Genomic DNA, 21,225 nt, shown 5'->3' with positions numbered 1-21,225 from the left:
GGAGCTTGCGATACCCATCGTCAGGGTCGCCAGCGATTGATGGATACCGCTTTGCTCCACGCCATCCTACAAAGCGATCCGATCACGAAGTCGCCTTCTGCTCCAGGTAGGCCTTGGGCGACAACCCCGTCTCTTCGCGGAAGCAGCGGTAGAAAGTGGACAGCGAGCGGAATCCCGCCGCCCGCGCCAGTTCGTCGATACGCGTGACGCTGGTGGCGTCGCCCAACTGACCGAGCAGGTGGCGCAGGCGCAGCTGGTTCAGGTACTGGTAGAAACTCAGGCCCAGCACCTGGTTGAGAAAGTAGGAAATCTGGTTGCGCGTGTAGCCGGTGGCCGCCGCGACCTGGGGCATGTCCAGGTCCGGGTTGAGAAACGGCCGGCTCTGCTGGAAATACTGCTGGATGTCGCCGCCCAACTGGCTCAACTGCCGCGCAGAAAGCCCCAGGCGGCTGTCGGCCATGCGTGGCTGCGGTTCGCCGGCGGGTTTCTGCGGCTGACCGACCAGCGCCGCGTGCTCGTTGACCCGAATGATCCGGCCATCCCGCACGGTATAGGCCTCGGTGGTGCGGAAGGACACCAGACCTTGCGTGCCGCGCAGGGTCACCTGGTACTGCAGGAAAGCCGTGTCGCCGTCCACCCGCAGACGGTCGGTGTAGACCTGCGATTCATCGCCCGCCGCCGGCATGCTGGTCTGCAGGTATTCACGCAGTTCGTTCGGCGCGATCCGACGCCCCTGGAAGAAGTCGTTGTACTCCACCTGCGGGTCGAACAGCGCCATCAGCGCTTCGATGTCATGGCGGCGCCAGGCCTGGTGATAACGCATCACCACGGCGTGAGTAGCGGCGCTGGCCGGATCGGGCTGGTAGGTCCTGCCTTCGAGCGTGGCACTCCAGCCCTGTTCTTCGCTCATTGTTTTCCCCTGCCGGTCTCGGCCGGCTTTTCCTGCTCCGGGCGTGCCCGCAGAAAGCGTTGGAGCGTATGCCTGGCCCCCGGAAGCGATTACAAAACTCGGACGCGGCCCGAAGACCGCTTTTTCTTCCGACATTCTGCCGGAGTTTTCCGATGACATCCGCCCTTCTTGCGCACACCACTCCCCGACCCTTCTGGCTCGACACCCTTGATCCTGCTGCTGCCGCACCGGCGCTGGAAGCGGATCTACGCTTCGACCTGGTGGTGGTAGGCGGCGGCTTCACCGGTCTCTGGACTGCCCTGCACGCCCGTCAGCGCTGGCCCGGCGCGAGCATCGCAGTGGTCGAGGCGCGACGCTGCGGCGGCGAGGCCAGCGGGCGCAATGGCGGCTTCTGCGCACCGAGTATTTCTCACGGTGTAGGCAATGCCCTGCGCCGCTGGCCGGAAGAAGCCGAAACCCTGGTACGCCTGGGCCGTCAGAACCTCGATGAATTCGAGGCGGACCTCAAGCGCTTCGGCATGAATGTGGAGTTCGAGCGCCGCGGCAAGCTCAGCGTCGCCGCCCAGCCCTGGCAGGTCGACGGCCTGCGTGGCATGCAGCGCAACTATGAGCGTTTCGGTATCGAGTCCGCTTTTCTCGACAAGGCGCAATTGGCCGGAAAGTTGGACTCGCCCGCCTACCAGGCCGGCGTGTTCGAGCCCAACTACGCGCTGCTCAACCCGGCGAAGATGGCCGCTGAGCTACGCCGTGTCTGCCGGGAGCAGGGCATCGAGCTGTTCGAGAATACCCCCGTGCACGAGCTGCACCAGCGCGGCGACCGCCTGCTGCTGCGCTGCGACCGTGGCGAACTGGAGGCCGGGCAGATCGCCCTGGCGACCAACATTGCCCCGCCGCTGCTCGGCCACCTGAATTCCAGCGTGATCCCGGTGTACGACTACTCGCTGGTCACCCAGCCGCTCAGCGACGAACAGCTGCGCGCCATCGGCTGGGTCGATCGCTACGGCATCGCCGATGCCGGCAACCAGTTCCACTACCTGCGCAAGACCGCCGACAACCGCGTCCTCTGGGCCGGCTTCGACGCCATCTACCATTTCGGCAGCCGCCGCGACGAATCCCTGACCCAGCGTCCGGAAAGCTTCGAACGCCTGGCCGGGCAGTTCCGCGAGGCCTTCCCGCAGCTTGGCCCGGTGCAGTTCAGCCATGCCTGGGGCGGCATCATCGACACCTCGGCGCGTACCACGCTGTTCACCGGTTGCGTGCTCGGCGGGCGCGTCGCCTACGCGCTGGGTTTCACCGGCCAGGGCGTCTCCGCCAGCCGTTTCGCCGCCTTGAACATGCTCGATCAACTGGGTGGCGAGCGCACCGAGCGCACCGAACTGCGCATGACCTCGCAGAAGCCCTTCCCCTTCCCGCCCGAGCCGCTGCGCTACCTCGGCGTACGCCTGGCCCAGCGCTCGCTGGCCAAGGAAGACCGCAACGGCCGCCGCGACCTGCTGCTCAAGACCTTCGATGCCTTCGGCATCGGTTTCGATTCCTGATGGAGAACTTCATGCCCACCCTGCCCCGCCATGTCATCGACTTCGCCAACCCCGAGCTCGCCCCGCAGGAACGCGAGATCAACGACCCGGCCATCGTCGATGCGCCTTACCAGAGCCGCAGCTGGCGGCACTTTGCGGCACCGGAAAAGAGCGCCATCGCCGGCATCTGGGAGGCCGGCGTGCACCTGGAGCGTTGCGAGTGCGACTACGACGAGCTGTGCCACATCCTCGAAGGCACCGTACGCCTGACCGATACCGACGGCATGGCGAAGACCTTCGGCCCGGGGGATTCCTTCGTGGTCGCGGCGGGGTTCAAGGGCACCTGGGAAAACCTCACGCCGGTGCGCAAGGTCTATTTCATTCTCGGGTGACTTCAGTGTTTGCCGACTGTTCGCGAGCAAGCTCGCGAACAGCCTGAAAACCGGCATCACCGGTGACGACTCTGACCTGCCTCTACTCCGCCCCCAAACCTGCTTCCTCAGCGCAAACCTACGCCACGCTCCTCAGCCCCCGCTGGCCGTACGTCCCCCAAAGCTCCACCGCCGTTTGAAAGGGCTATAACTAGCGAAACGAAACGGCAGGTCGGCAGGCTCCCCCCTGCAGCGACAGCCCCTATTGGCGTTTCCCCCTTGCATGGATCAGGTACTCCCGAGCCTGATCGGCGCCCGCGGCGCGGAGCGGTTTGATGAGTTCCAGAACCTGGCGATGGGCTCGCAGGAGCCTTCCTGGCTGCATCGGACTGGCATTGCTGGTCGCTCCGCTCTACGCCAGCGCCCTGTTCAGGTGCCAGGCCCGCGACGGGACCGTCAGCCACACCAGCCACGCCGTTGCCGGCGCGCACTGCACGCTTCAGAACGGCAAGACTGGCCAGACCGGCAAGACGAGTGCGACTGCTGGCGCCAGGTCAAAGGCCGCGCCAGCAGCCGCACGCGGGGACGATCCGGGCTCAGGACGGGTTCGGGTCTACACCTTCGTCCACAAGGGTGTCCGCCAGTATGTCAGTCGACGTCCTGTCGGGATCTCCGCGCGGGTCGATGTGATCGATGTGTATTACATCAAGGGTTGCTACCTGTGCATGGCGCCGAAGGATTTCAACGTCGCCACGCTGCGCCTCGACACCCGCTCCTATCGCCGGGAAATCGAGGCCGCCTCACTGCGCTACGGCGTCGACAGGGCGCTGGTCCGCGCGGTGATCCATGCCGAATCGGCGTTCCAGCCCAACGCCATTTCCATTGCCGGTGCCCAGGGGCTGATGCAGTTGATGCCCAATACCGCCGAGCGCTTCAACGTCAGCGATCCGTTCGATGCGCGGCAGAACATCCGCGGCGGCGTGCGCTATCTGGCCTGGCTGCTCAAGCGCTTCAATGGCAACCAGAGGCTGGCGCTGGCCAGCTACAACGCCGGGGAAATGACCGTCGACAAGTACAACGGCATCCCTCCCTACGCCGAGACGCAAACCTACGTCGCCCGCGTGCAGTCCCTGACCGAGCGCTATCGCAATCATCCGTAGACGGTGGGGTCAGCGGGGGTTCGCGAGCAAGCTCGCTCCTACAGAAAGCACGCCGAAGCTCGCCCGTGGGTGTAGGAGCGAGCTTGCTCGCGAACCGCGTTGATGGGACGTAGGGCGCATAACCTGGAACAGGTTATGCGCCGGCTTTTCGGCGGACAACGCTGACGCGTTATACGCCCTACGAAGGGCACCAGGGTTTCAGCCGAACTTCCACCCCGCCGACGCCAGTCGCGTATCCAAGGCGGCGAGGTCGGCTTCGACCCGTGCCGCAGGCTCCGGCATATACGCCAGCGGATCGGGCAGCGTGGACGACTCACCGAGGAAGCCTTCCGTCGCCGCATGCAGGCAGTACGCACTGTAGGCCGGGTTATAGCCGCCCTCCTGCACCACCAGCAGCCGCCCAGAGCACAGCTCGTCGGCCAGTGCGCGGGCACGACGGGCCAGGCGATTGAAGCCCTGCATGGTCACCAGTTGGCGGCCGTTGGGGTCGAACTGCGAGGCATCCAGGCCGTTGGCGATGATCAGCAGGTCCGGCTTGAAGGCGCGCAGCGCCGGCTCGACGAAGCGGCTGAAGACCATCTCGTAGAGCTGGTCGCCCGAGCCCATGGGCAGTGGCAGGTTGAGGTTGCTGCCAAGCCCCGCGCCATAGCCACGCTCATCCACCGCGCCGGTCTGCGGGTGGCTCGGCCCCCAGGCGCCGTGGTCCATGTGCAGCGACACGGTGAACACCGACGGATCATCGTAGAACCCCTCCTGGGTGCCATTGCCGTGGTGCACGTCCCAGTCGACGATGGCAACGCGTTCGAGACCGGCCGCCTGGGCTGCGCGCGCGGCGATCCCGGCATGGTTGAAGAAGCAGTAGCCGTCCGCCATCGCCGGCGCCGCATGGTGGCCCGGCGGGCGCACCAGGGCCATGGCCGGGTTGCCGCTGGCCAGTATGCTTTCCAGCGCCGCCAGGCTGGTGCCGGCGGCGGCCAATAATCCGCCAAGGCTGCCCGCAGCCATCAGGGTGGTGCTGCTGAAGCGCTTGCCCTGGGCATCCGCCTCGAAGATGCCGCGCAGGTAATCGGCATCGTGGAAGCCCAGCAACTCCTCTTCGCTGGCATGGCGACCTTCATGCCAGCGCAGCGAGCCGGCCACCGGCCCGCGCTGGAGGATGGCGCGCATGTTCAGCAGCCGCGGATTGCTCTCCGGGTGCTGCAGCTGTTCGGCCAGCAGGTCGCTGGGTGGCGCCTCGAACACGCCGGCGGCGGTGTCGTGGCGCAACACGTCGTCGTGCCAGAAAATATCCATTGTGTGACTCATCAGAAGCCCTCGGTCTACTTCGCTGCACCCTCGGGCGCAGACACGCAACACGGCTTCGCCCCCGGCAGTATGCGGACCGGGGGCGAACCTCCATCAGTCGATAATGGTCAGCTCGGGCGGTATCTCCGACAGGCTCACCGAACCTTTCTCGCCACACAGCACGGTGTCGCCGAGCTTGATACCGAAGCCTTCGTTGTACAAGGACAGGTTGGGTTCGATGGAGAACGACATGTTCGGCTGGAACACGTGGTCGTCGGCCTCGTCCACCATCATTGCTTCCAGCCAGGTCGGCGGGTACGCCAGGCCCAGGCTGTAGCCGATGCGGTGCACGCGGGTGCGCGAGAGGTCGATGCGGTCGAGGATCTGGTTGCACACGCGGTTGGCCTCGCCCACCGGAGTGCCCGGCTTGGCGATCTCGATGGCGGCGTTGAAGGCCTCGGTGAGCAGGGTCGCCACTTCCTTCACCCGCGGGCTGGGTTTGCCGATTACAACGGTGCGCATGAGGATGGCGTGGTAGCGGTTGCACACGCCGGCGTGTTCGAGGATCACCACGTCGCCGTGGCTGATGGTCTGGCGGTGCGGCATGGCGTGGGTCATGGTGCTGCGGCGGCCGGTGGCGCACATCGGGCTGATCGCCGAGTACTCGCTGCCAGCGCGGCCCAGGGCGTTGGCGACGATGCCCGCTACTTCCACCTCGGAAATGCCCGGACGCAGCGCCTCGAAGGCGGCCAGCATGCCCTGGTCGGCCATGCGCGCGGCGCTGCGCTGGTATTCGATTTCCTCGGCAGTCTTGATCAGGCGATTCTCCGCGACCAGCGGGCCGGCGTCTTCGAAGCGGGCTTCGGGCATGTAGCCCAGCAGCGCGTTGTATTGTGCCGGGGAGAAGGTCGAGGCAGTCATTTCCAGGCCGATGCGCGCCTGGCTCAGGCCCGCCTGGGCGAGCACGTCGGCGACGATCTTCAGCGGGTCCTGCTTGGCGATGTCATAGAAGATCGCCTCGTTGATGCACGACAGCTCCCAGGTGCAGGGCTCTTCGCTGGTGCGGGTGAGGAACACCGGTTCGGCCAGCTTGGGCGAGATGATCAGCGCCTGGTACCAGAGGAAGCCCAGGCTGTCGAAGCCGGTCAGGTAGTTGATATTGTCCGGGTAGTTGACCACCAGGGCATCCAGGCCACGGTCGGCCATGCGGCGTTTGACGGCTTCGACGCGTTGACGGTAGGTGCGAGCGGGGAAAGCAGTAAGCATGGGGATTCCCTCCTCAGGGACAAGGTGCAAGCGATACAGGCGTTTTTTGTTTGAGGCCGCCATCCAGCGGCCATATGCGGGGTTAAAACAGTCAGCTGGGTGGCTGGTGCCGCGCCAGGTACAGGCGCACCAGCATCACCACCAGGGTGAGGACGATCATCAGGGTGGACACGGCGGCAATCGCCGGATCGAGGTTGTAGCGCAGGCCGTCCCAGATGCGCTTGGGCAGCGTCACCACGTTCAGGCCGCTGGTGAACAGGGTCACCACCACTTCTTCCCAGGACATCACGAAGCCCATGAAGAAGCCGCCGGCCACGCCACCGCGCACGTTGGGCAGCAGCACGTTCCACAGCGTCGGCCAGAGCCCGGCGCCGAGGGAGCGCGACGCCTTGTAGAGGCTCTGGTCGAGCCGCGCGTAGGCCACCAGCAGGGCGATGACCGAGTACGGCAGCGCCATCAGCAGATGGCCGAAGCCCACGCCCAGCAGGCTGTCGAGTACGCCCAGGCGGGCATCGAGGTAGTAGATCGACATGGCCGAGACCACCTGCGGCACGATCATCGGCAACAGCACGATCGCCGTCAGCAAGGTGCGGTGCCGGCGCTGCAGCCAGATGCCGGTGGCGAACAGGAAGGCCAGCGCCGTGGACAGCGCGCCAACCACCAGCGCCAGGCCGAGGCTCTGCAGGATCGACACCAGCCAGGCGCCGTCGAACAGCGTCGCGTAGTGGCGCAGCGACCAGTCGCCGCCCGGGAAGGCCAGGTAGCGCTGGTTGCCGAACGACAGCGGGACGATCACCAGAATCGGCAGCAGCAGGAACAGTGCCGACAGCGACAGGGCGAGCCAGGACAGCCAGCGGCCGATCGGCGGGCGTGGCAGTTGCGGCTTTTTCACGCCCTTGGGCATGGCGGAGAGATAGGTTCCCTGCGGAGTCACAGCTCAGTCCTCCCGAGCAGGCGGCGGTAGCCGATGAGTTGTCCGAACAGCAGCGCGCAACCGACCACCAGCAGCATCAGCACGATGCTCAGCGCCGCGCCCAGGCCCCAGTTGGACAGCTGGAACATCTGCACGTAGATGTACTCCGCAAGCATCGCCGCCTTGCCACCACCCAGCAGCGCCGGCGTGACGAAGCAACCGAGGCTGAAGACGAAGACGATGGCCGATGCAGCAACCACACCTGGCAGGGTCAGCGGGATGAAGATGTCCTTGAGCGTCTGCCAGTGGCTGGCGCCCAGGCTGCTGGAGGCCCGCAGCAGGCTGTCGTCCACCTGTTTGAGCGAGGACAACAGCGGCAGCACTGCATACGGCACCATGAAGTGCACCATGCCGATCAGCGCGCCCAGTTCGTTGCGCACCAGTGGTGGCGGCGCATCGAACCAGCCCGTGGCCATCAGCCCCTGGCTGACCAGCCCACCGTTGCGCAACAGCACCAACCAGGCGAAGGCGCGGATCAGCATCGACAGCCAGAACGGCAGCAGCACGAACAGCTCGATCAGCTGCCGGCCGCGTGGTGTCGCGAAACGCCAGCGGTAGGCGATCAGGTAGGCGATGGCGACGCTGATCGCGGTGGTCAGCAGGCAGATGCGCAGGGTGCGCCAGATCACCGCCTGCAGGTTGGCGTTGTCGGCGATGGCCGCGTAGTTCTGTGTGCCCCACTCCGGCAGGCTGAAGCTCCAGCCCAGCACGCCGAGGGTCGGCAGCAGGTAGCCGACCACCACGAGCAAGGGCAGCGGCAGGATCAGCAGGCCGTAGACCGGCAGCACGCCCGGTGCGAAACGTCGCATCTCAGCCACCGATCAGCGCCAGGTAGCGCTCCAGGGTTTCGCCGTAGTGCTCGGCGTGCCACTTGTTGTTCAGCGACACCTGCTTCTTCAGGTTGTCCGGCGCAGTGGGATTGATCGCCTGCAACTGCGCACTGAGCAGGTCGTTGGCCTTCAGGTTCACCGGGCCCATGTTGTAGACCTCCATGAGCTTTGCCTGCACCTCCGGTCGCAGCGCATAGGCGATGAAGTCCATGGCCGCCTTGGCGCCGGCCGGGTTGCCCTTGGGCACCATCCACACCGAGGGCGAGACGATACCGCCATCGAAGCTCCAGTCGATCTTGCCGGCGGTGTCGTTCTTCACCAGCTCCGCGCGGGTATGCCACATCTGCGCCATGCTCACTTCGCCATCGCGGATCAGCTGCTGCGACTCGGCGCCGGTGGACCAGTGGGTGGCGATGTGCGGCAGCAGCTCCTCGATCTTGCGCAGGGCGCGGTCCACGTCCAGCGGGTAGAGCTGCTCCGGCGGCACGCCGTCGGCCAGCAGCGCGCACTCCAGGTTGGCGCTCATCCACTTGTAGAGAGTGCGCTTGCCCGGGTACTTCTTCACGTCCCAGAAGTCGGCCCAGGATTTGGGCGGGTTCTTGCCGAACTGCTCGTGGTCGTAGCCGATCACGTAGCTGTAGGTGTAGTTGGCGAGGCCGAAGTCATGCACGTCGCCATAGCCGATCAGCGACTTGTCGACGATGCCGTAGTCGATGGGGGTGAGGAACTTGTCCTTGCCCAGGCGGTAGGACGAATACATCTCGCCGTCGCACACATCCCAGCGCACCGCGCCGCTGCTCACCTGGGTCTTCAGCGCACCTTCGGTGGGGCCGCTGCCGTCCACTTTCAGGGTCAGGCCGGCAACCTGGTCGAAGCCGCCGAAGCTCTTCTCGAAGGCCGGCACCGCGTCGCCGCCCCAGTTGGCCAGCACAAGGTTGCCGCCCGCAGCGAAAGCACGGCTGCCGGCACCGAAAGGCAAGGCGCTGGCAGCAGCAAGCAGCAGCAGGCTGCGGTTGAAATCGCGGCGGCTGATGCCGGCGCGCTCGCTTTTTTCAGCGGCGACTTCGATGGCGTCTTCGATGAAGCCTTGGCCTGCTTTTGGATAATCGCTCATGTGATTGCTCCCCGATGGTTTGTTTTCGTTATGCGTGGGTCAGGCAGACAACAGGTGGCAGTGCTGCGGCGACCAGCTGCACCAGTAGCGCTGGCCGCTGCGCAGCTCGCCCAGCAGCGGGTGCGACACCGGCAGGCGCAGGTCCAGGCGTTCGCCCTGCTCCAGGGTCAGTTCGAGATTGACGTGGGCGCCCTGGTAGGTGGCGCTGCCAGCCGTGGCGCAGAGGCCGTTGTCGCGGCCGGCGTCCTGCAACGGGCGCAGGTCGATGTGCTCCGGGCGCACCGCCAGCCAGCTCTTGCCGCCCTGACTGGCCTGGACCGAATAGGCCGCCCGCAGGTGCTGGCCACGGAAATCACAGAGCGTGGCCTCTGCCTCGCGGCCCACCACGCCGACCTCCAGCAGGTTGGTATCGCCGAGGAAGTTGGCGACGAAGCGGCTGGCCGGACGCTCGTAGACCTCGCGCGGAGTGCCGAGCTGTTCCAGGCGGCCCTTGTTGAACACGGCGATGCGGTCGGAAAGTGCCAGCGCTTCTTCCTGGTCGTGGGTGACGAAGACGAAGGTGGTGCCGAAGTCCTTGTGCATCCGCGCCAGCTCGCCCTGCATCTCCTGGCGCAGGCGGCGGTCGAGGGCGGACAGCGGCTCATCGAGCAGCAGCAGTCTGGGCTTGAACACCAGTGCGCGGGCCAGCGCCACACGCTGCTGCTGGCCACCGGAGAGCTGGGCAATGCCGCGATTGCCCATGCCGCCCAGGCCGACGCGTTCCAGCACGTCCGCCACCCGGCGCTCGATCTCGGCGCCCGGCACCTTGCGGATACGCAGCGGGTAGGCAACGTTCTGCGCCACACTCATGTGCGGGAACAGCGCATAGCCCTGGAACACCACGCCGAAGTCACGGGCATCCGGCGCCAGGTGGGTGATGTCGCGGCCGTCCATCTCGATGCGCCCTTCGCTGGGCTCGACGAAGCCGGCGAGCATCATCAGCGTGGTGCTCTTGCCCGAGCCCGAAGGGCCGAGCAGCGTGAGGAATTCGCCCTGGCGGATGCTCAGGCTGAGGTCGCTCAGGACCTGCAGGTTGCCGTAGCGCTTGCCCAGGCCGAGCAAGTCGACGAAATGCTGCATGGCGGATCTCCAGCCGTTTTTTCTTGTTGATCGGTGTTGGCTTGGGCTCATCTTCTGTGCAAATTTAACTAACGACAATTCAATAGATTTCCGCCTGAATCGTTAGTCAAATTCACGAAAGAAGGTCCCTCATGCGTCAGAACAGTGCGTTCCGCCTGCCCTCTCTCATCGCCCTGCGCGCTTTCGAGGCGCTGGTCCGCCAGGGCAGCATCAGCCGCGCGGCGCTGGAGCTGCACGTCACCCATGGGGCGGTCAGTCACCAGGTGAAGAAGCTGGAAGAAGAGCTGGGCGTGGCGCTGGTGGAACGCCAGGGTAAGGGCGTCAAGCTGACCCCGGCCGGGCGCCAGCTGAGCCAGCAGATCAGCAGCGCCTTCGACCAGCTGCGCGACATCCGCCGCGCGCTGCCCACCGAGGAACCCGCCGGCGAGCTTCGCATCGCCTGCGCCCCGGCGCTGCTGGCGCGGGTGTCATCGCTGCTGGAGAAATTCCTGCGCAACTATCAGGAGGTCGCCCTGCACCTGCTGCCGATGAGCAGCGACCTGGGCCAGGTGGACATGGTGATCTCCTTCGGCGAGACGCACATCGAAGGCCAGCGCTTCGCCGCGCTGGGTGACATCCGCTACTTCCCGGTGTGCAGCCCGCGCCTGCTCAACACCCAGGAACACCTGCGCAAGCCGCGCGACCTGGCGCGCCAGGTACTGCTGCACGAGGACGACGGTTTCGACTGGAGCCGCTACTTCCTCGCCGCCGGCGTGCCCGGCCTGCAAGCACGGCAGAATGTCTTCCTGCCCGACGCCTACCTGACCATCCGTTCCGCGCTGGCTGGCGGCGGCGTGACCATCAGCGACCATATCCTCGCTGGCGAGGAGCTGGCCGAAGGCCGCCTGGTGCGCCTGTTCGACATCGACTTCCCGGCACCCCACCCCTACTTCCTGATCATCCCGCCCCACGGCAACCAAGCCCTGGCGCGGGAGTTCGCCGATTGGCTGCTGCATGAGCTGGAGGCGATTCCGGCGTTTGATTGAGTGGCAAGATGCTCTCGTAGGATGGTGTGGAGCGCAGCGATACCCATCAATTTCGTGCACGGACAGCATGGGTATCGCTTCGCTCCACCCATCCTACGTACTGGCAGCGATTCCGGCGTTTGATTGATGACCGCATAGCCGCGCGGTCCGGTGATGGGCCAGTTCGCGAGCAAGCTCGCTCCTACGAAGAGCACCATGGCGCACCCTGTAGGAGCGAGCTTGCTCGCGAACAAATATCCGCAGCGGCGGGCGGCTATGTCATCAGAGCTTCTTCCCACCCAACAGGAAATGCGACAACGCCGGAATCAGTATCAACGCCCCGAGCATGTTCCAGAGGAACATGAAGGTCAGCAGAATCCCCATGTCCGCCTGGAACTTGATCGGCGACCAGGCCCAGGTGATGACGCCCGCCGCCAGGGTCACGCCGACCAGTGCCACCACCTTGCCGGTGAAGGCCACCGCCTGCTGGTAGGCCACCGACAGCGGCAAACCGGCCCGCTGCATCTGCAACTGCACACTGAGCAGATACAACGCGTAATCCACCCCGATCCCCACGCCCAGTGCGATCACCGGCAGCGTGGCGACCTTCACGCCGATGCCCATCACCACCATCAGCGCCTCGCAGAGGATCGAGGTGAGCACCAGCGGCAACAGCGCCACCAGCGTCGCGCGCCAGCTGCGGAAGGTGATCAGGCAGAAGATGCCCACCGCCGCATAGACGTAGAACAACATGCGATGGTTGGCCTCGCGCACCACGCGGTTGGTCGCTGCCTCGATGCCCGCGCTGCCGGCGGCCAGGAGGAACTGGCGGTCCGGCGTACTGTTGGCGCGGGCGAAGTTCTCAGCGATGCCGGCCACCTCGTCCAGGGTCTGCGCCTTGTGGTCCTTGAGGAAGGCGATCACCGGCATCAGCGAGCACTCGGTGTTGAACAGCTCCGGGGTGTTGACCGAGGCCTGCTGGGCGGCGTAGTTGAGCACGTCCTGGTTGCGTTGCAGGCTGGCGAACTTGGGGTTGCCCTCGTAGGTGCCGGCGGTGATCTGCCGTACCGCATTGACCAGCGAAGTCGTGGCCTGCACGCCTTCGTGCTGTTGCAGCGCCCAGCCCAGGCGGTCGGCGAGGACCAGCGTGCGGTAGTTCAGGCAGCCTTCCGGCGCGGTCTTCACCATCACCGCGAAGAGGTCGCTGGACAGCGCGTAGTGGCTGGTGATGTAGGCGTTGTCGCGGTTGTAGCGCGAGTCAGCGCGCAGCTCCGGGGCGCCGGCGTCGAGGTCGCCGATCTGCAGATGCTGACTGACCAGCAGGCCGCCCACGCCCAGCAGCGCTGCCACGGCCAGCGCGATGGTCGCCCAGCGACGTTCGGTGAAATGGTCCAGCAGCGCCCACAGCTTGCCGATGCCCTGCTGGCGGTCCACCTGGCGCTCCTCGCGCAGCGCACGCTCGGCGGCACGCTGGCTGACGCCCACATAGGACAGCGCCACCGGCATCATCAGCAGCGAGGTGAAGATCAGCACCGCCACGCCGATGCTGGCGGCAATCGCCAGGTCCTGGATCACCGGGATGTCGATCAGCATCAGCACGGCGAAGCCCACGGCGTCGGACAGCAGCGCGGTGACGCCGGCCAGGAACAGGCGGCGGAAGGTGTTGCGCGCCGCCACCTGCTTGTGGGTGCCACGGCCGATGTCCTGCATGATGCCGTTCATCTTCTGGGTGGCGTGGGACACGCCGATGGCGAAGATCAGGAACGGCACCAGGATCGAATACGGGTCCAGTGCATAGCCCAGCCAGGCCACCAGGCCGAGCTGCCAGACCACCGCCAGCAGTGAGCAGCCGATCACCAGCAGGCTGCTGCGCAGGCAACGGGTGTAGAAGAGGATGATGACGAAGGCGGTGACCACTGCCAGGCCGAAGAACAGCATCACCCGCACCAGGCCGTCGATCAGGTCGCCCACCAGCTTGGCAAAGCCGATCACATGCAGGCGCACCGGGCCCTTGCCCTCCTCGCCAGCGGCGAAGGCGCGGGCGTCGCCCAGGTATTCGTACTTCAGCCTCAGGTCGTCGAGGGCACGGGAGAACTCGCGGTAGTCGATGCCCTTGCCGGTGGCCGAGTCGCGATCGAGCAGCGGCACCACCAGCATGCTGGAGCGGAAGTCGTTGCCCACCAGGCTGCCGACGATACCGGCGCGGGCGATGTTCTGACGCAGCTGAGCGATGGACTCCGGTTTGCCGTCATAGCCGTCGGGCATTACCGGGCCGCCCTGGAAACCTTCCTCGGTGACCTCGGTCCAGCGCACCGCCGGCGACCACAGCGACTTCATCCAGGCGCGGTCGACGCCGTGGCTGAGGAACAACTGGTCGCTGATCTGCCGCAGGCTGTCGATGTAGGCCGGGTCGAAGATATCGCCGTCGGGGTTCTCCACCACCACCCGCACCGAGTTGCCCAGGCCGCGCAGCGCGGCGCGGTTGTCCAGGTAGTTGCGGATGTAGGGATCGCCGTGGGGGATCATCTTTTCAAAGGCCGGGCGCATCTCCAGGCGGGTCACGGCCATGTAGCCCAGCACCAGGGTGACCAGCGCGATCAGGGCGATGAACAGCGCACGGTGGTTGAACACCAGGCGCTCCAGCAGGTTGCCGCTGTGGGTGTCGAAGTCCCGCAGTTCGCGGACTACAGGCATCTCGCCTTGCTTCAGGTCGACCATGAGGCTGTCTCTCTATCTCTTGTTCTTATGGTTCTTGAACGGGTGAGACACCGGCGCGCTCAGCGCACCGGCATCGCGTTCTCGCGGATGCCACGGGCGCCGACCAGCAGCAGCCGACCGGGTCCGGCCACGGCGCCGCTGACGGGCAGGCGCTCGGCCAGGTCCAGGGCTTTGAAGCTGGCACCGCTGTCATCGCTGACCAGCCCCTGGCCGGCCTGGCTGAACAGGTACAGCCGGCCGTTGGCGTCGAAGCTGGCGGCGGTCAGGCTCACCGGCAGGCCGGTATCCACGGCCGTCCAGCTTTCGCCGCCGTCGAGACTGCGGATCGCGTGGCCGCGCAGGCCGTAGGCGAACACCAGGCCGGGCCGCGCGACAACGCCGAAAAAGCTGCCGGCGTAGGGCGACGGCAGGGCGACAAAACGCGGCTGCTGACTCTCCTGTCGACTCACCGTTCGAGAAGCCAGACGCAGCAGCAGGCCCTGCTCGCCAACGATGAACAGGTCATCGCCGCTCGCCGTCATGGCGGTCAGGTGCAGCGCCTGGGGATTGTCGATGCGGTGGTTCCAGGGTTCCCAGCTGAGCCCGCCGTCGGTGGTGTGCAGGATCAGGTTGAAGGCACCAACCACGAAGCCCTCACGGGCGTCGCGGAACCACAGGTCGAGGAATGGCTTGTCAGCGCCCTCCTCCTTCAGCCGCTGCGCCTGCGCCAGCCAGGTGGCGTTGTCCGGCTGCGGGTGGGCGTTGTAGTAATCGATCATCAACTGGCCGATCTGCCGGCCGTCGAGCTGGCGCTGCCAGTGCAGGCCGCCATCGGCGCTGTGCAGGACCACGCCGTCGTGTCCGACGGCCCAGCCGTCCTGCGGTGTGGGGAAGCGCACGGCGGTCAGGTCGGAACTCACCGGCACCTCGGCCTGGCGCCAACTGCTGCCGCCGTCATCGGAATACAGGATGTGGCCACGCGCGCCCGCGCTGATCAGCCGGTTGCCGGCGCGGCTGATGGCCAGCAGCGGGACACGACTGGGAACATTGCTGTAGACGGCAGGCAGGTCGAGCACATCGACGAAGCCACCCGCGTCGTCACCGGCATGGGCGCCGCTGGCCAGCAGCAAGGCGCCCAGGAGCAGCAGGCGCTTGAAGGGAATCTGCATGGAGCTTTCCTCGGGTAGAGCAGCGGCGGCCCCGGCCGGGACCGCCGCCCGTGGTCAGCGGATGCCGCTGCCGGCCAGCGCCTCGGGGGACCACTGGGTCTTGGCCAGCGGATCGATGTAGGTGATGCCGCCGTACGGGCCGACCACGCCGTTGATGTTGTAGGAACCGGCGGTGAGGTCGTAGATCATGAACGGTGTGGCGTCCGGGATGCGCTTGTCATAGCTCTGGCTGAGGAAGGCGAAGGAGCCGCGGTAGAGCTGGCCACGGGCGTCGTACTGGTCGGAGGCCAGGGCCACCCAGCTGTCTTCGTCGAGGTAGAAGCGGCGCTTGGCGTAGATGTGTCGCGCCCCGGACTTCAGGGTGCCCTCGACGACCCACACGCGGTGTTTTTCCCAGCGAACGTAATCCGGCGAGAGGTGGTTGGGCGTGACCACCGGCTTGATGTCGCTGACGTAGGTCAGGCGGTAAGTGTTGTAGGGCACGATCATTTCCTGCTTGCCCACCAGTTTCCAGTCGTAGCGGTCCAGCGCACCGTTGAAGACGAACACGTCGTCGTAGGTGCCGGCACCGGCCATGCCGGGGTTCGGGGTGTCGTAGGCAAGGTTCGGTGCCAGCTTCACGCGGCGTTGGCCGGGCAGGTACTGCCAGGCGCGGCGCGGCTGCTGCAACGGGTTGGCGGCGTCCTTGAGCATCATCGCCTCGCCGGCGCGGCGGGCCGGGCCGCTGTAGTACAGCTTCATCTGGTAGTAGACCTCGGAGCCCTTCACCGGCTGGGTGAGGTCTTCGTACACCGGGTAGTTGATGAAGGCCTGGCCGGTGGTAGCGAGGTTGGCGCTGCCGGAGGCGTCGACGTTCCAGGAGTCGTACTTGGCCTTGATGTTCACCCCCTGGTAGCGCAGCAGGAAGTTCCACATGGCTTCGGCGCCGCTTTGCGGAATCGGGAACGGCACGCCCGGCAGCGCGTTGTCGATGGCGGTGCCGCCTTCCAGCGACTGGGCAGTGACGGCGTTCTTCCTGCTGTTCTCCAGCACGGTATCCGGCAGCGCGGCGCTGCGGTGCGTCGGGTAGACGTCGACGCGGAAGGTCGGATAACGCTTGGCCAGTTCCACGGTCGTGGCGCTTAGCTGGTTCTTGTACTGCTCGACGTTCTTGCCGTCGATCACCAGCAATGGCTTTTCACCGGCAAACGGGTCCGGACGCATGCTGTCGCCGGCCTTGAAGCCGGCCGGGGCGCTGGTCAGGCCGCCGCTGTAAGCGGGAATCGCGCCGTCGCTGCTGGCGGCTTTCTCGGCGCCGACCAGGGTCAGGGTGCTACCCAGCTGGGCGGCATCCTGCGGGGAAACGGCGGCCTGAGCCAGGCCGCAGAGGCTCAGGCCGAGGGCGGTGGCGATCAGGGTGGGTTTGAAGTTCATGCTGTGTTTCTCCTGCTTCGAGCTCGAAGCCTGGGGTGAAATCAGAAGGTGGCCTTCAGGGAGGCGGTGACCATGCCGCGGTCCTTCAGCAGGGGCGCGAGGCCGCCCTGCGAGGTGATCTGGCCGGGGATGCACTGGTACTGGCCGTTGGCGCCAGGGGTGTTGTTGTCGCGGCCGCTTTCGCAGGTGTCGAAGGGGCCGAAGGCGTCGACGTACTTCAGGTCCAGGCGGTACTTCTGGTGGAAGTCCGCAGCCACGCCGATGGAGTAGCTGCCGGCGTCTTCATTGCCGCCCAGTTGCACCGCCGAGTTGCCGTGCAGGCCGACGTTGTAGGCCATGGGCATGGACAGGTCGACGCCGGGGAAGGCCTGGTACCAGGTCGGGGTGAAGTTGGCCGACATGGCGTAGGCATTGGTGGTGACCTTGTCGACGCCGTGGTAGCTGGAGTCGCCCTTGAAGGTCTGCTCGCCTTCGGTGACGTCGATCAGGTGCGTCAGGGTGCCTTCGACGGCCAGGGACGAGGCGTCCCACAGCGGGGTGGCGCCGAAAGTGACCAGGCCGTTGAGCACGACGTGGAAGGTCTTGCCGCGAGCGAGGCCGGTGTCGCCGTCGCTGGGCAGCTCGCCGATCAGGTTGGCGCCGTTGACCGCGCCGCGCTTGGCCGCTGCATAGAGCGTGGAGTTGACCGTGGTGAAGTTGCTCGCCAGCGGCATGTTCTCGCGGTAGTTCAGGTCCATGCCGACGCTCACCCCGCCGATTTCCTTCGACAGGCTGATACCGTAGATGTCGATGTCATCGGCGTACGCGGTGATGTAGTTCATCCCCTGCAGGCCGGCGAGGCCGGGCTTGTGCAGGTTCGGCGCGTCGATGAGCACCGCCGGCAGGGTGTCGGAGGTGTTGCGGTAGTAGAAGCCCAGGGTGCCGTCGAGCCATTCCGGGCTCCACTTGGCCATCAGGCCGAAGTCGCCGGTGTTGCTCGGCTCGCGGTCATGACCACGCGGCGCGCCATAGAAGGCGTTCTGCGCGGGCAGCGGCAGCCAGAAGACGTTGCCGCCGTCGTTGAGCATGTCGTAGGGGCCCATGTAGGTGCCGCCTTCGGGGAAGCGCGAGTTCTCGAACTCGAGGAAGTACTGCGCGGCCAGGGTCAGCTCCGGGTTGACCGTCAGCGAGGCGGACAGCTGGTTGCGCGGCATGAACAGCTCTTTCGCCTCGGTGCCGGGCACGTTGTACAGCTTGCCCAGGTCCAGGGCCGACTGGCCGTAGTTGATGCCGTTGGCGGCGCTGAACAGCGTCTCGCCCCAGTAGATGGTGTGGCGGCCGAGCTTGCCGCTGAGCTGCATGTCGTCACCGACCTGGTGGCTGGCAAAGACGAAGGCATCGAGCAGCTCACCGGACGGGCCGTTGTAGTAGCGGTCGGCGAAGGTACTCAAGCCATGGGTGGCCGGCTGTGCACCCCGCGGGGAAATCACGGTGCCGTTGCGGCTGACCAGGTGGCCGGCGTTGCCCTTCTGGCCGGGGAACGGGTTGTCCGAGCCGACATCATCGTAGGCATGGTCGTACCAGCCGGCGGCAGACAGGCGGAAGCCCATGCTGTCGCGGTAGACGAAGTCCAGTTCGCTGAGCAGGTCGAAACGCTGGGTCACCGGAGTGCCGGAGGAGAAGTTGCGGTCGCCGTCGTTGGTGTTGGCAGTACCGGCGATCTTGCTGTTGGGCGACTCGACCCGTTGCCCGTAGCTGAGCTTGACGGTGTTGTCGAAGCGAATCGACAGGTCGGGGTTGCCGGTGTCCAGCTCGAAGGCCTGCAGCGACTGGCTGGCCATCGCGGTGACGACAGCGGTTGCCAGCAGGCAGCGTTGCAGGGGGTTGCTCTGATGATGCATGCGTGTGCTCCGTTTCTTGTTGTGGTCGGGACGCTTTCCGGGCCCGTCCCGCAGCCCCTTTCGCGTGCGCCAGGGCGCACGAGGGCCTGCCCCGGCGTGAACGCCGGAACCGGGGGTTGCTGTTGAGTCAGGGGTGGTGAATCAGCTGTCCAGCATCTGGATCAGCGCTTGCGCCTCAGGCCAGTCGCCGAATCCCGAAGCGGGGTTGAGGTGGCCGACACGGCCCAGTTCCACCAGGCTGGCGCGCCAGTGGCGGGCCATGCGCTGCACGGCCTCAGGGCTCGCCAGCGGGTCGTTGTCACTGCAGGCCACCAGCGTGGGGAATGGCAAAGGCTCCAGCGGCAGTGGCGCCCAACCCATTTCGGCCAGGACCGCCGGCTTGGGATAATGGGCAGGCCAATCGCCGTCGAGATCCGGCGGTGTAGCCAGCAATGCGCCCTTGATCGGTCGGCTGTAGCGTGCCGCCCAGTGGGCGACCATCAGTACACCGGCGCTGTGGGCAACCAGGATCACCTCGCCGTCGATGCTTTCCAGTTCGCGCTGGATGGCATCGACACGGGCGCTCAAGTCCAGCTTGTTCTCGGTCAGCGGCGGCACGCTGCGAACATTGGGCAGGCGCTGCTGGAGCAGGGTCTGCCAATGCTCGGCCACGTGGTCGCGCAGTCCGGGGACCATGAGGACGGTGGTGGAAGTCTTGTTATGGCTCACCGATTCACCTTTGCCGTGATTTCGAACTTGTTGGACAGACAGTAGAGATGCACCGGTGAAGGTGCTTTGCATTGAGCGTCAGGCACTTCGCATTTGATGACAGGCCCTGCCCCGCCTGAAGCCTCGCCGCCCGGCTGCATGGCTTGCACCACGGGACGTACGGCGCATTCCAGAGCGCCGCAGGCACTGGCCGAACTGCGAAACTTCGTACACGCTTGGTTACAGCTGCCGATAGAATCTGCTGTCATCGACCCAGCCAGCGTGCGCTCGGCCGTCGGCGTCCCCGGACCCCGCCGGCACGCAGCAACCACAAGAACAAGAAGGCGATCGGCATGACTCCAATGGTTCGCATTGCGGCCCTGACCAACTACCTGGAAGTGGCCCGACACCTGGGCCTCAACCCGCAGCAGCAACTGAGTGCGGTGGGCCTCTCTCAATCCATGCTCGAGCACCCGGAGCAGCGCATCCCCGTCTCCGCGGCGGTCAGTCTGCTGGAGGACTCGGCGCGCATCAGCGGCTGCGAGACCTTCGGCCTGCGCATGGCCGAATCGCGCCAACTCGCCGACTTCGGCGTGATCAGCCTGCTGCTGTCGCACCAGGCCACCCTGCGCGAGGCAATGGACACCATCATTCGCTACCGCCACCTGCTCAACGAATCCCTGGCGCTGTACGTGGACCAGGAAGGCAAGATGGCGATCCTGCGCGAGGAACTCCTCACCGTACCGCCGATGCCCATGCGCCAGGGCCTGGAGTTGGCTCTGGGCACGCTCTACCGCCTCTGCGCCGCCCTCCTCGGCCCGCACTGGCGACCGATCAGCGTCAACTTCAGCCACGACGCCCCGGCGGACCTGCAGGTCCACCGGCGTCTGTTCGGCTGCAAGATCGAATTCGGCAGCGAGTTCAACGGCATAGTCATCCCCGCCGCCGACCTCGACGCCGCCAACCCGATGGCCGACCCGGCCATGGCGCGACATGCGCGCAGCTTCGTCGACTCCCTGCCCGGCGCTACCGACGGCAGCACGCTGAACGAGGTGCGCAAGTCCATCTACCTGCTGTTGCCCATGGGCCGCGCGACCATCGAGCAGATCGCCCAGTCGCTGGGGCTGAACGTGCGCACACTGCAACGGCGGCTGGAAGACAACGGCGTGACCTTCTCCGACCTGATCAACGAAGTCCGCCGCGAACTGGTGCTGCGCTACATGGAGAACCCACGCTATTCGCTGGGGCGCATCGCCGACCTGCTGGGGTATTCGATGCCCAGCTCGTTCACGCGCTGGTTCGCGGTGCAGTTCGGTGTGTCGCCGGCGGTCTGGCGCAAGGAGCATCTGGGGCGAGAGGGGGAGTGATTCATTCCTGATAGGACGGTGCGGTGCGGTTCGCGAGCAAGCTCGCTCCTACAAGAGCACGCTTTGGCTTTGGCTTTGGCTTTGGCTTTGGCTTTGGCTTTGGCTTTGGCTTGGCAAGGCTTCCAGATAAACGTCAGCGCACTCCTGAACGGGGCATTCGGCGCGCGCGGAAGTTTCTCTGGAAGTCCTCAAAAGCCAAAACCAAAACAGTTCGCAGGATGGGTGGAGCGTAGCGATACCCATCGAGTCCGTGCAGCAACAGCATGGGCATCGCTGCGCTCCACACCATCCTACCGAGTGCTTCACCGATTACGTCGGCGTTATCGGGGGCCAAGGTGATCGGAGTTCCTCTGGAAGCCCTCAAAAGCCAAAGCCAAAACAGGAGTCGTTGCGTAGGGCGCATAACCCGGAACGGGTTATCCGCCGATACCACGTCGGCAGATAACGCTGGCACGTTATGCGCC

The 21,225-nt window shown here is 65.8% G+C and carries 17 protein-coding genes; 5 read left to right on the top strand and 12 right to left on the bottom strand.

All coding sequences use genetic code 11. From position 1 onward, the window contains the following. Nucleotides 1–82 precede the first annotated feature (82 nt). Nucleotides 83–823, bottom strand: a complete 741-nt coding sequence (locus ACKI1H_RS18205; RefSeq protein ID WP_425049022.1) for a helix-turn-helix domain-containing protein — start codon at nt 821–823, stop codon at nt 83–85. 239 nt (nt 824–1,062) lie between these two features. Between ACKI1H_RS18205 and ACKI1H_RS18200 the strand changes: the two genes are divergently transcribed. The 3 genes from ACKI1H_RS18200 (at nt 1,063) to ACKI1H_RS18190 (ending at nt 3,958) form a co-directional block, all read left to right on the top strand. After that, a complete protein-coding gene (locus tag ACKI1H_RS18200) occupies nt 1,063–2,448 on the top strand; it encodes an NAD(P)/FAD-dependent oxidoreductase (RefSeq protein WP_440465840.1) in 1,386 nt (461 codons plus the stop codon). Nucleotides 2,449–2,459: 11 nt separating this feature from the next. Further along, the gene (locus tag ACKI1H_RS18195) at nt 2,460–2,819 is read left to right on the top strand and encodes a cupin domain-containing protein (RefSeq protein ID WP_440465839.1); all 360 of its coding nucleotides are present in this window, start codon (nt 2,460–2,462) and stop codon (nt 2,817–2,819) included. 314 nt (nt 2,820–3,133) lie between these two features. Then, on the top strand, nt 3,134–3,958 hold the full coding sequence (locus ACKI1H_RS18190) for a lytic transglycosylase domain-containing protein (RefSeq protein WP_440465838.1): 825 nt from the start codon (nt 3,134–3,136) through the stop codon (nt 3,956–3,958). Between the two features lie 198 nt (nt 3,959–4,156). On the opposite strand, the gene ACKI1H_RS18185 is transcribed toward ACKI1H_RS18190, so the two are convergent. The 6 genes from ACKI1H_RS18185 to ACKI1H_RS18160 all read right to left on the bottom strand — a co-directional run bounded on the left by ACKI1H_RS18185 (nt 4,157) and on the right by ACKI1H_RS18160 (nt 10,544). After that, entirely contained in the window at nt 4,157–5,251 is a 1,095-nt protein-coding gene (locus ACKI1H_RS18185; RefSeq protein WP_440465837.1) for a hypothetical protein, read from the bottom strand. Nucleotides 5,252–5,356: 105 nt separating this feature from the next. Further along, nucleotides 5,357–6,508: a M24 family metallopeptidase gene (locus tag ACKI1H_RS18180; protein ID WP_440465836.1), complete on the bottom strand. Its 1,152-nt coding sequence runs from the start codon at nt 6,506–6,508 to the stop codon at nt 5,357–5,359. Nucleotides 6,509–6,599: 91 nt separating this feature from the next. Beyond that, on the bottom strand, nt 6,600–7,442 hold the full coding sequence (locus ACKI1H_RS18175; RefSeq protein WP_440465835.1) for an ABC transporter permease: 843 nt from the start codon (nt 7,440–7,442) through the stop codon (nt 6,600–6,602). Then, a complete protein-coding gene (locus ACKI1H_RS18170; RefSeq protein WP_138523095.1) occupies nt 7,439–8,290 on the bottom strand; it encodes an ABC transporter permease in 852 nt (283 codons plus the stop codon). Before ACKI1H_RS18170 ends, ACKI1H_RS18175 begins: the two co-directional genes overlap by 4 nt. A 1-nt stretch (nt 8,291) precedes the next feature. Next, complete coding sequence (locus ACKI1H_RS18165) at nt 8,292–9,425, bottom strand: ABC transporter substrate-binding protein (RefSeq protein WP_440465834.1); 1,134 nt, start codon at nt 9,423–9,425, stop codon at nt 8,292–8,294. A 39-nt stretch (nt 9,426–9,464) separates the two neighbouring features. Further along, complete coding sequence (locus tag ACKI1H_RS18160; protein ID WP_440465833.1) at nt 9,465–10,544, bottom strand: ABC transporter ATP-binding protein; 1,080 nt, start codon at nt 10,542–10,544, stop codon at nt 9,465–9,467. Nucleotides 10,545–10,675: 131 nt separating this feature from the next. On the opposite strand from ACKI1H_RS18160, the gene ACKI1H_RS18155 reads away from it, so the two are divergent. After that, on the top strand, nt 10,676–11,569 hold the full coding sequence (locus ACKI1H_RS18155; RefSeq protein WP_138523089.1) for a LysR family transcriptional regulator: 894 nt from the start codon (nt 10,676–10,678) through the stop codon (nt 11,567–11,569). A 261-nt stretch (nt 11,570–11,830) separates the two neighbouring features. Here the strand turns inward: ACKI1H_RS18155 and ACKI1H_RS18150 are convergent, their stop codons facing one another. The 5 genes from ACKI1H_RS18150 to ACKI1H_RS18130 all read right to left on the bottom strand — a co-directional run bounded on the left by ACKI1H_RS18150 (nt 11,831) and on the right by ACKI1H_RS18130 (nt 19,382). Further along, nucleotides 11,831–14,266, bottom strand: coding sequence for an efflux RND transporter permease subunit (locus tag ACKI1H_RS18150; protein ID WP_440465832.1), 2,436 nt, complete (start codon nt 14,264–14,266; stop codon nt 11,831–11,833). 59 nt (nt 14,267–14,325) lie between these two features. Beyond that, nucleotides 14,326–15,414, bottom strand: a complete 1,089-nt coding sequence (locus ACKI1H_RS18145) for a WD40/YVTN/BNR-like repeat-containing protein (RefSeq protein WP_440465831.1) — start codon at nt 15,412–15,414, stop codon at nt 14,326–14,328. A gap of 54 nt (nt 15,415–15,468) precedes the next feature. Then, the gene (locus ACKI1H_RS18140) at nt 15,469–16,827 is read right to left on the bottom strand and encodes a DUF1329 domain-containing protein (RefSeq protein WP_440465830.1); all 1,359 of its coding nucleotides are present in this window, start codon (nt 16,825–16,827) and stop codon (nt 15,469–15,471) included. 41 nt (nt 16,828–16,868) lie between these two features. Then, entirely contained in the window at nt 16,869–18,707 is a 1,839-nt protein-coding gene (locus tag ACKI1H_RS18135) for a DUF1302 domain-containing protein (RefSeq protein WP_138523081.1), read from the bottom strand. 141 nt (nt 18,708–18,848) lie between these two features. After that, nucleotides 18,849–19,382: an RBBP9/YdeN family alpha/beta hydrolase gene (locus tag ACKI1H_RS18130; RefSeq protein WP_425467715.1), complete on the bottom strand. Its 534-nt coding sequence runs from the start codon at nt 19,380–19,382 to the stop codon at nt 18,849–18,851. Between the two features lie 374 nt (nt 19,383–19,756). Here ACKI1H_RS18130 and ACKI1H_RS18125 point away from each other — a divergent pair, with 374 nt between their 5' ends. Then, a complete protein-coding gene (locus tag ACKI1H_RS18125; RefSeq protein ID WP_440468885.1) occupies nt 19,757–20,761 on the top strand; it encodes an AraC family transcriptional regulator in 1,005 nt (334 codons plus the stop codon). Nucleotides 20,762–21,225: the final 464 nt, after the last annotated feature.

Origin of the sequence: Pseudomonas sp. YH-1 (genome assembly GCF_051990045.1) — a bacterium.
Classification (GTDB): Bacteria; Pseudomonadota; Gammaproteobacteria; order Pseudomonadales; family Pseudomonadaceae; genus Pseudomonas; species Pseudomonas nicosulfuronedens.
Note: the sequence above shows the minus strand (reverse complement) of the source record. Positions and strands in the feature narration are given on the sequence as shown.

Coding starts and splice junctions, on each gene's coding strand:
- ACKI1H_RS18205 (WP_425049022.1), bottom strand. CDS start 823: ATGCGTTATCACCAGGCCTGGCGCCGCCATGACATCGAAGCGCTGATG.
- ACKI1H_RS18200 (WP_440465840.1), top strand. CDS start 1,063: ATGACATCCGCCCTTCTTGCGCACACCACTCCCCGACCCTTCTGGCTC.
- ACKI1H_RS18195 (WP_440465839.1), top strand. CDS start 2,460: ATGCCCACCCTGCCCCGCCATGTCATCGACTTCGCCAACCCCGAGCTC.
- ACKI1H_RS18190 (WP_440465838.1), top strand. CDS start 3,134: ATGAGTTCCAGAACCTGGCGATGGGCTCGCAGGAGCCTTCCTGGCTGC.
- ACKI1H_RS18185 (WP_440465837.1), bottom strand. CDS start 5,251: ATGGATATTTTCTGGCACGACGACGTGTTGCGCCACGACACCGCCGCC.
- ACKI1H_RS18180 (WP_440465836.1), bottom strand. CDS start 6,508: ATGCTTACTGCTTTCCCCGCTCGCACCTACCGTCAACGCGTCGAAGCC.
- ACKI1H_RS18170 (WP_138523095.1), bottom strand. CDS start 8,290: ATGCGACGTTTCGCACCGGGCGTGCTGCCGGTCTACGGCCTGCTGATC.
- ACKI1H_RS18165 (WP_440465834.1), bottom strand. CDS start 9,425: ATGAGCGATTATCCAAAAGCAGGCCAAGGCTTCATCGAAGACGCCATC.
- ACKI1H_RS18160 (WP_440465833.1), bottom strand. CDS start 10,544: ATGCAGCATTTCGTCGACTTGCTCGGCCTGGGCAAGCGCTACGGCAAC.
- ACKI1H_RS18155 (WP_138523089.1), top strand. CDS start 10,676: ATGCGTCAGAACAGTGCGTTCCGCCTGCCCTCTCTCATCGCCCTGCGC.
- ACKI1H_RS18150 (WP_440465832.1), bottom strand. CDS start 14,266: ATGGTCGACCTGAAGCAAGGCGAGATGCCTGTAGTCCGCGAACTGCGG.
- ACKI1H_RS18145 (WP_440465831.1), bottom strand. CDS start 15,414: ATGCAGATTCCCTTCAAGCGCCTGCTGCTCCTGGGCGCCTTGCTGCTG.
- ACKI1H_RS18140 (WP_440465830.1), bottom strand. CDS start 16,827: ATGAACTTCAAACCCACCCTGATCGCCACCGCCCTCGGCCTGAGCCTC.
- ACKI1H_RS18135 (WP_138523081.1), bottom strand. CDS start 18,707: ATGCATCATCAGAGCAACCCCCTGCAACGCTGCCTGCTGGCAACCGCT.
- ACKI1H_RS18130 (WP_425467715.1), bottom strand. CDS start 19,382: ATGGTCCCCGGACTGCGCGACCACGTGGCCGAGCATTGGCAGACCCTG.
- ACKI1H_RS18125 (WP_440468885.1), top strand. CDS start 19,757: ATGGTTCGCATTGCGGCCCTGACCAACTACCTGGAAGTGGCCCGACAC.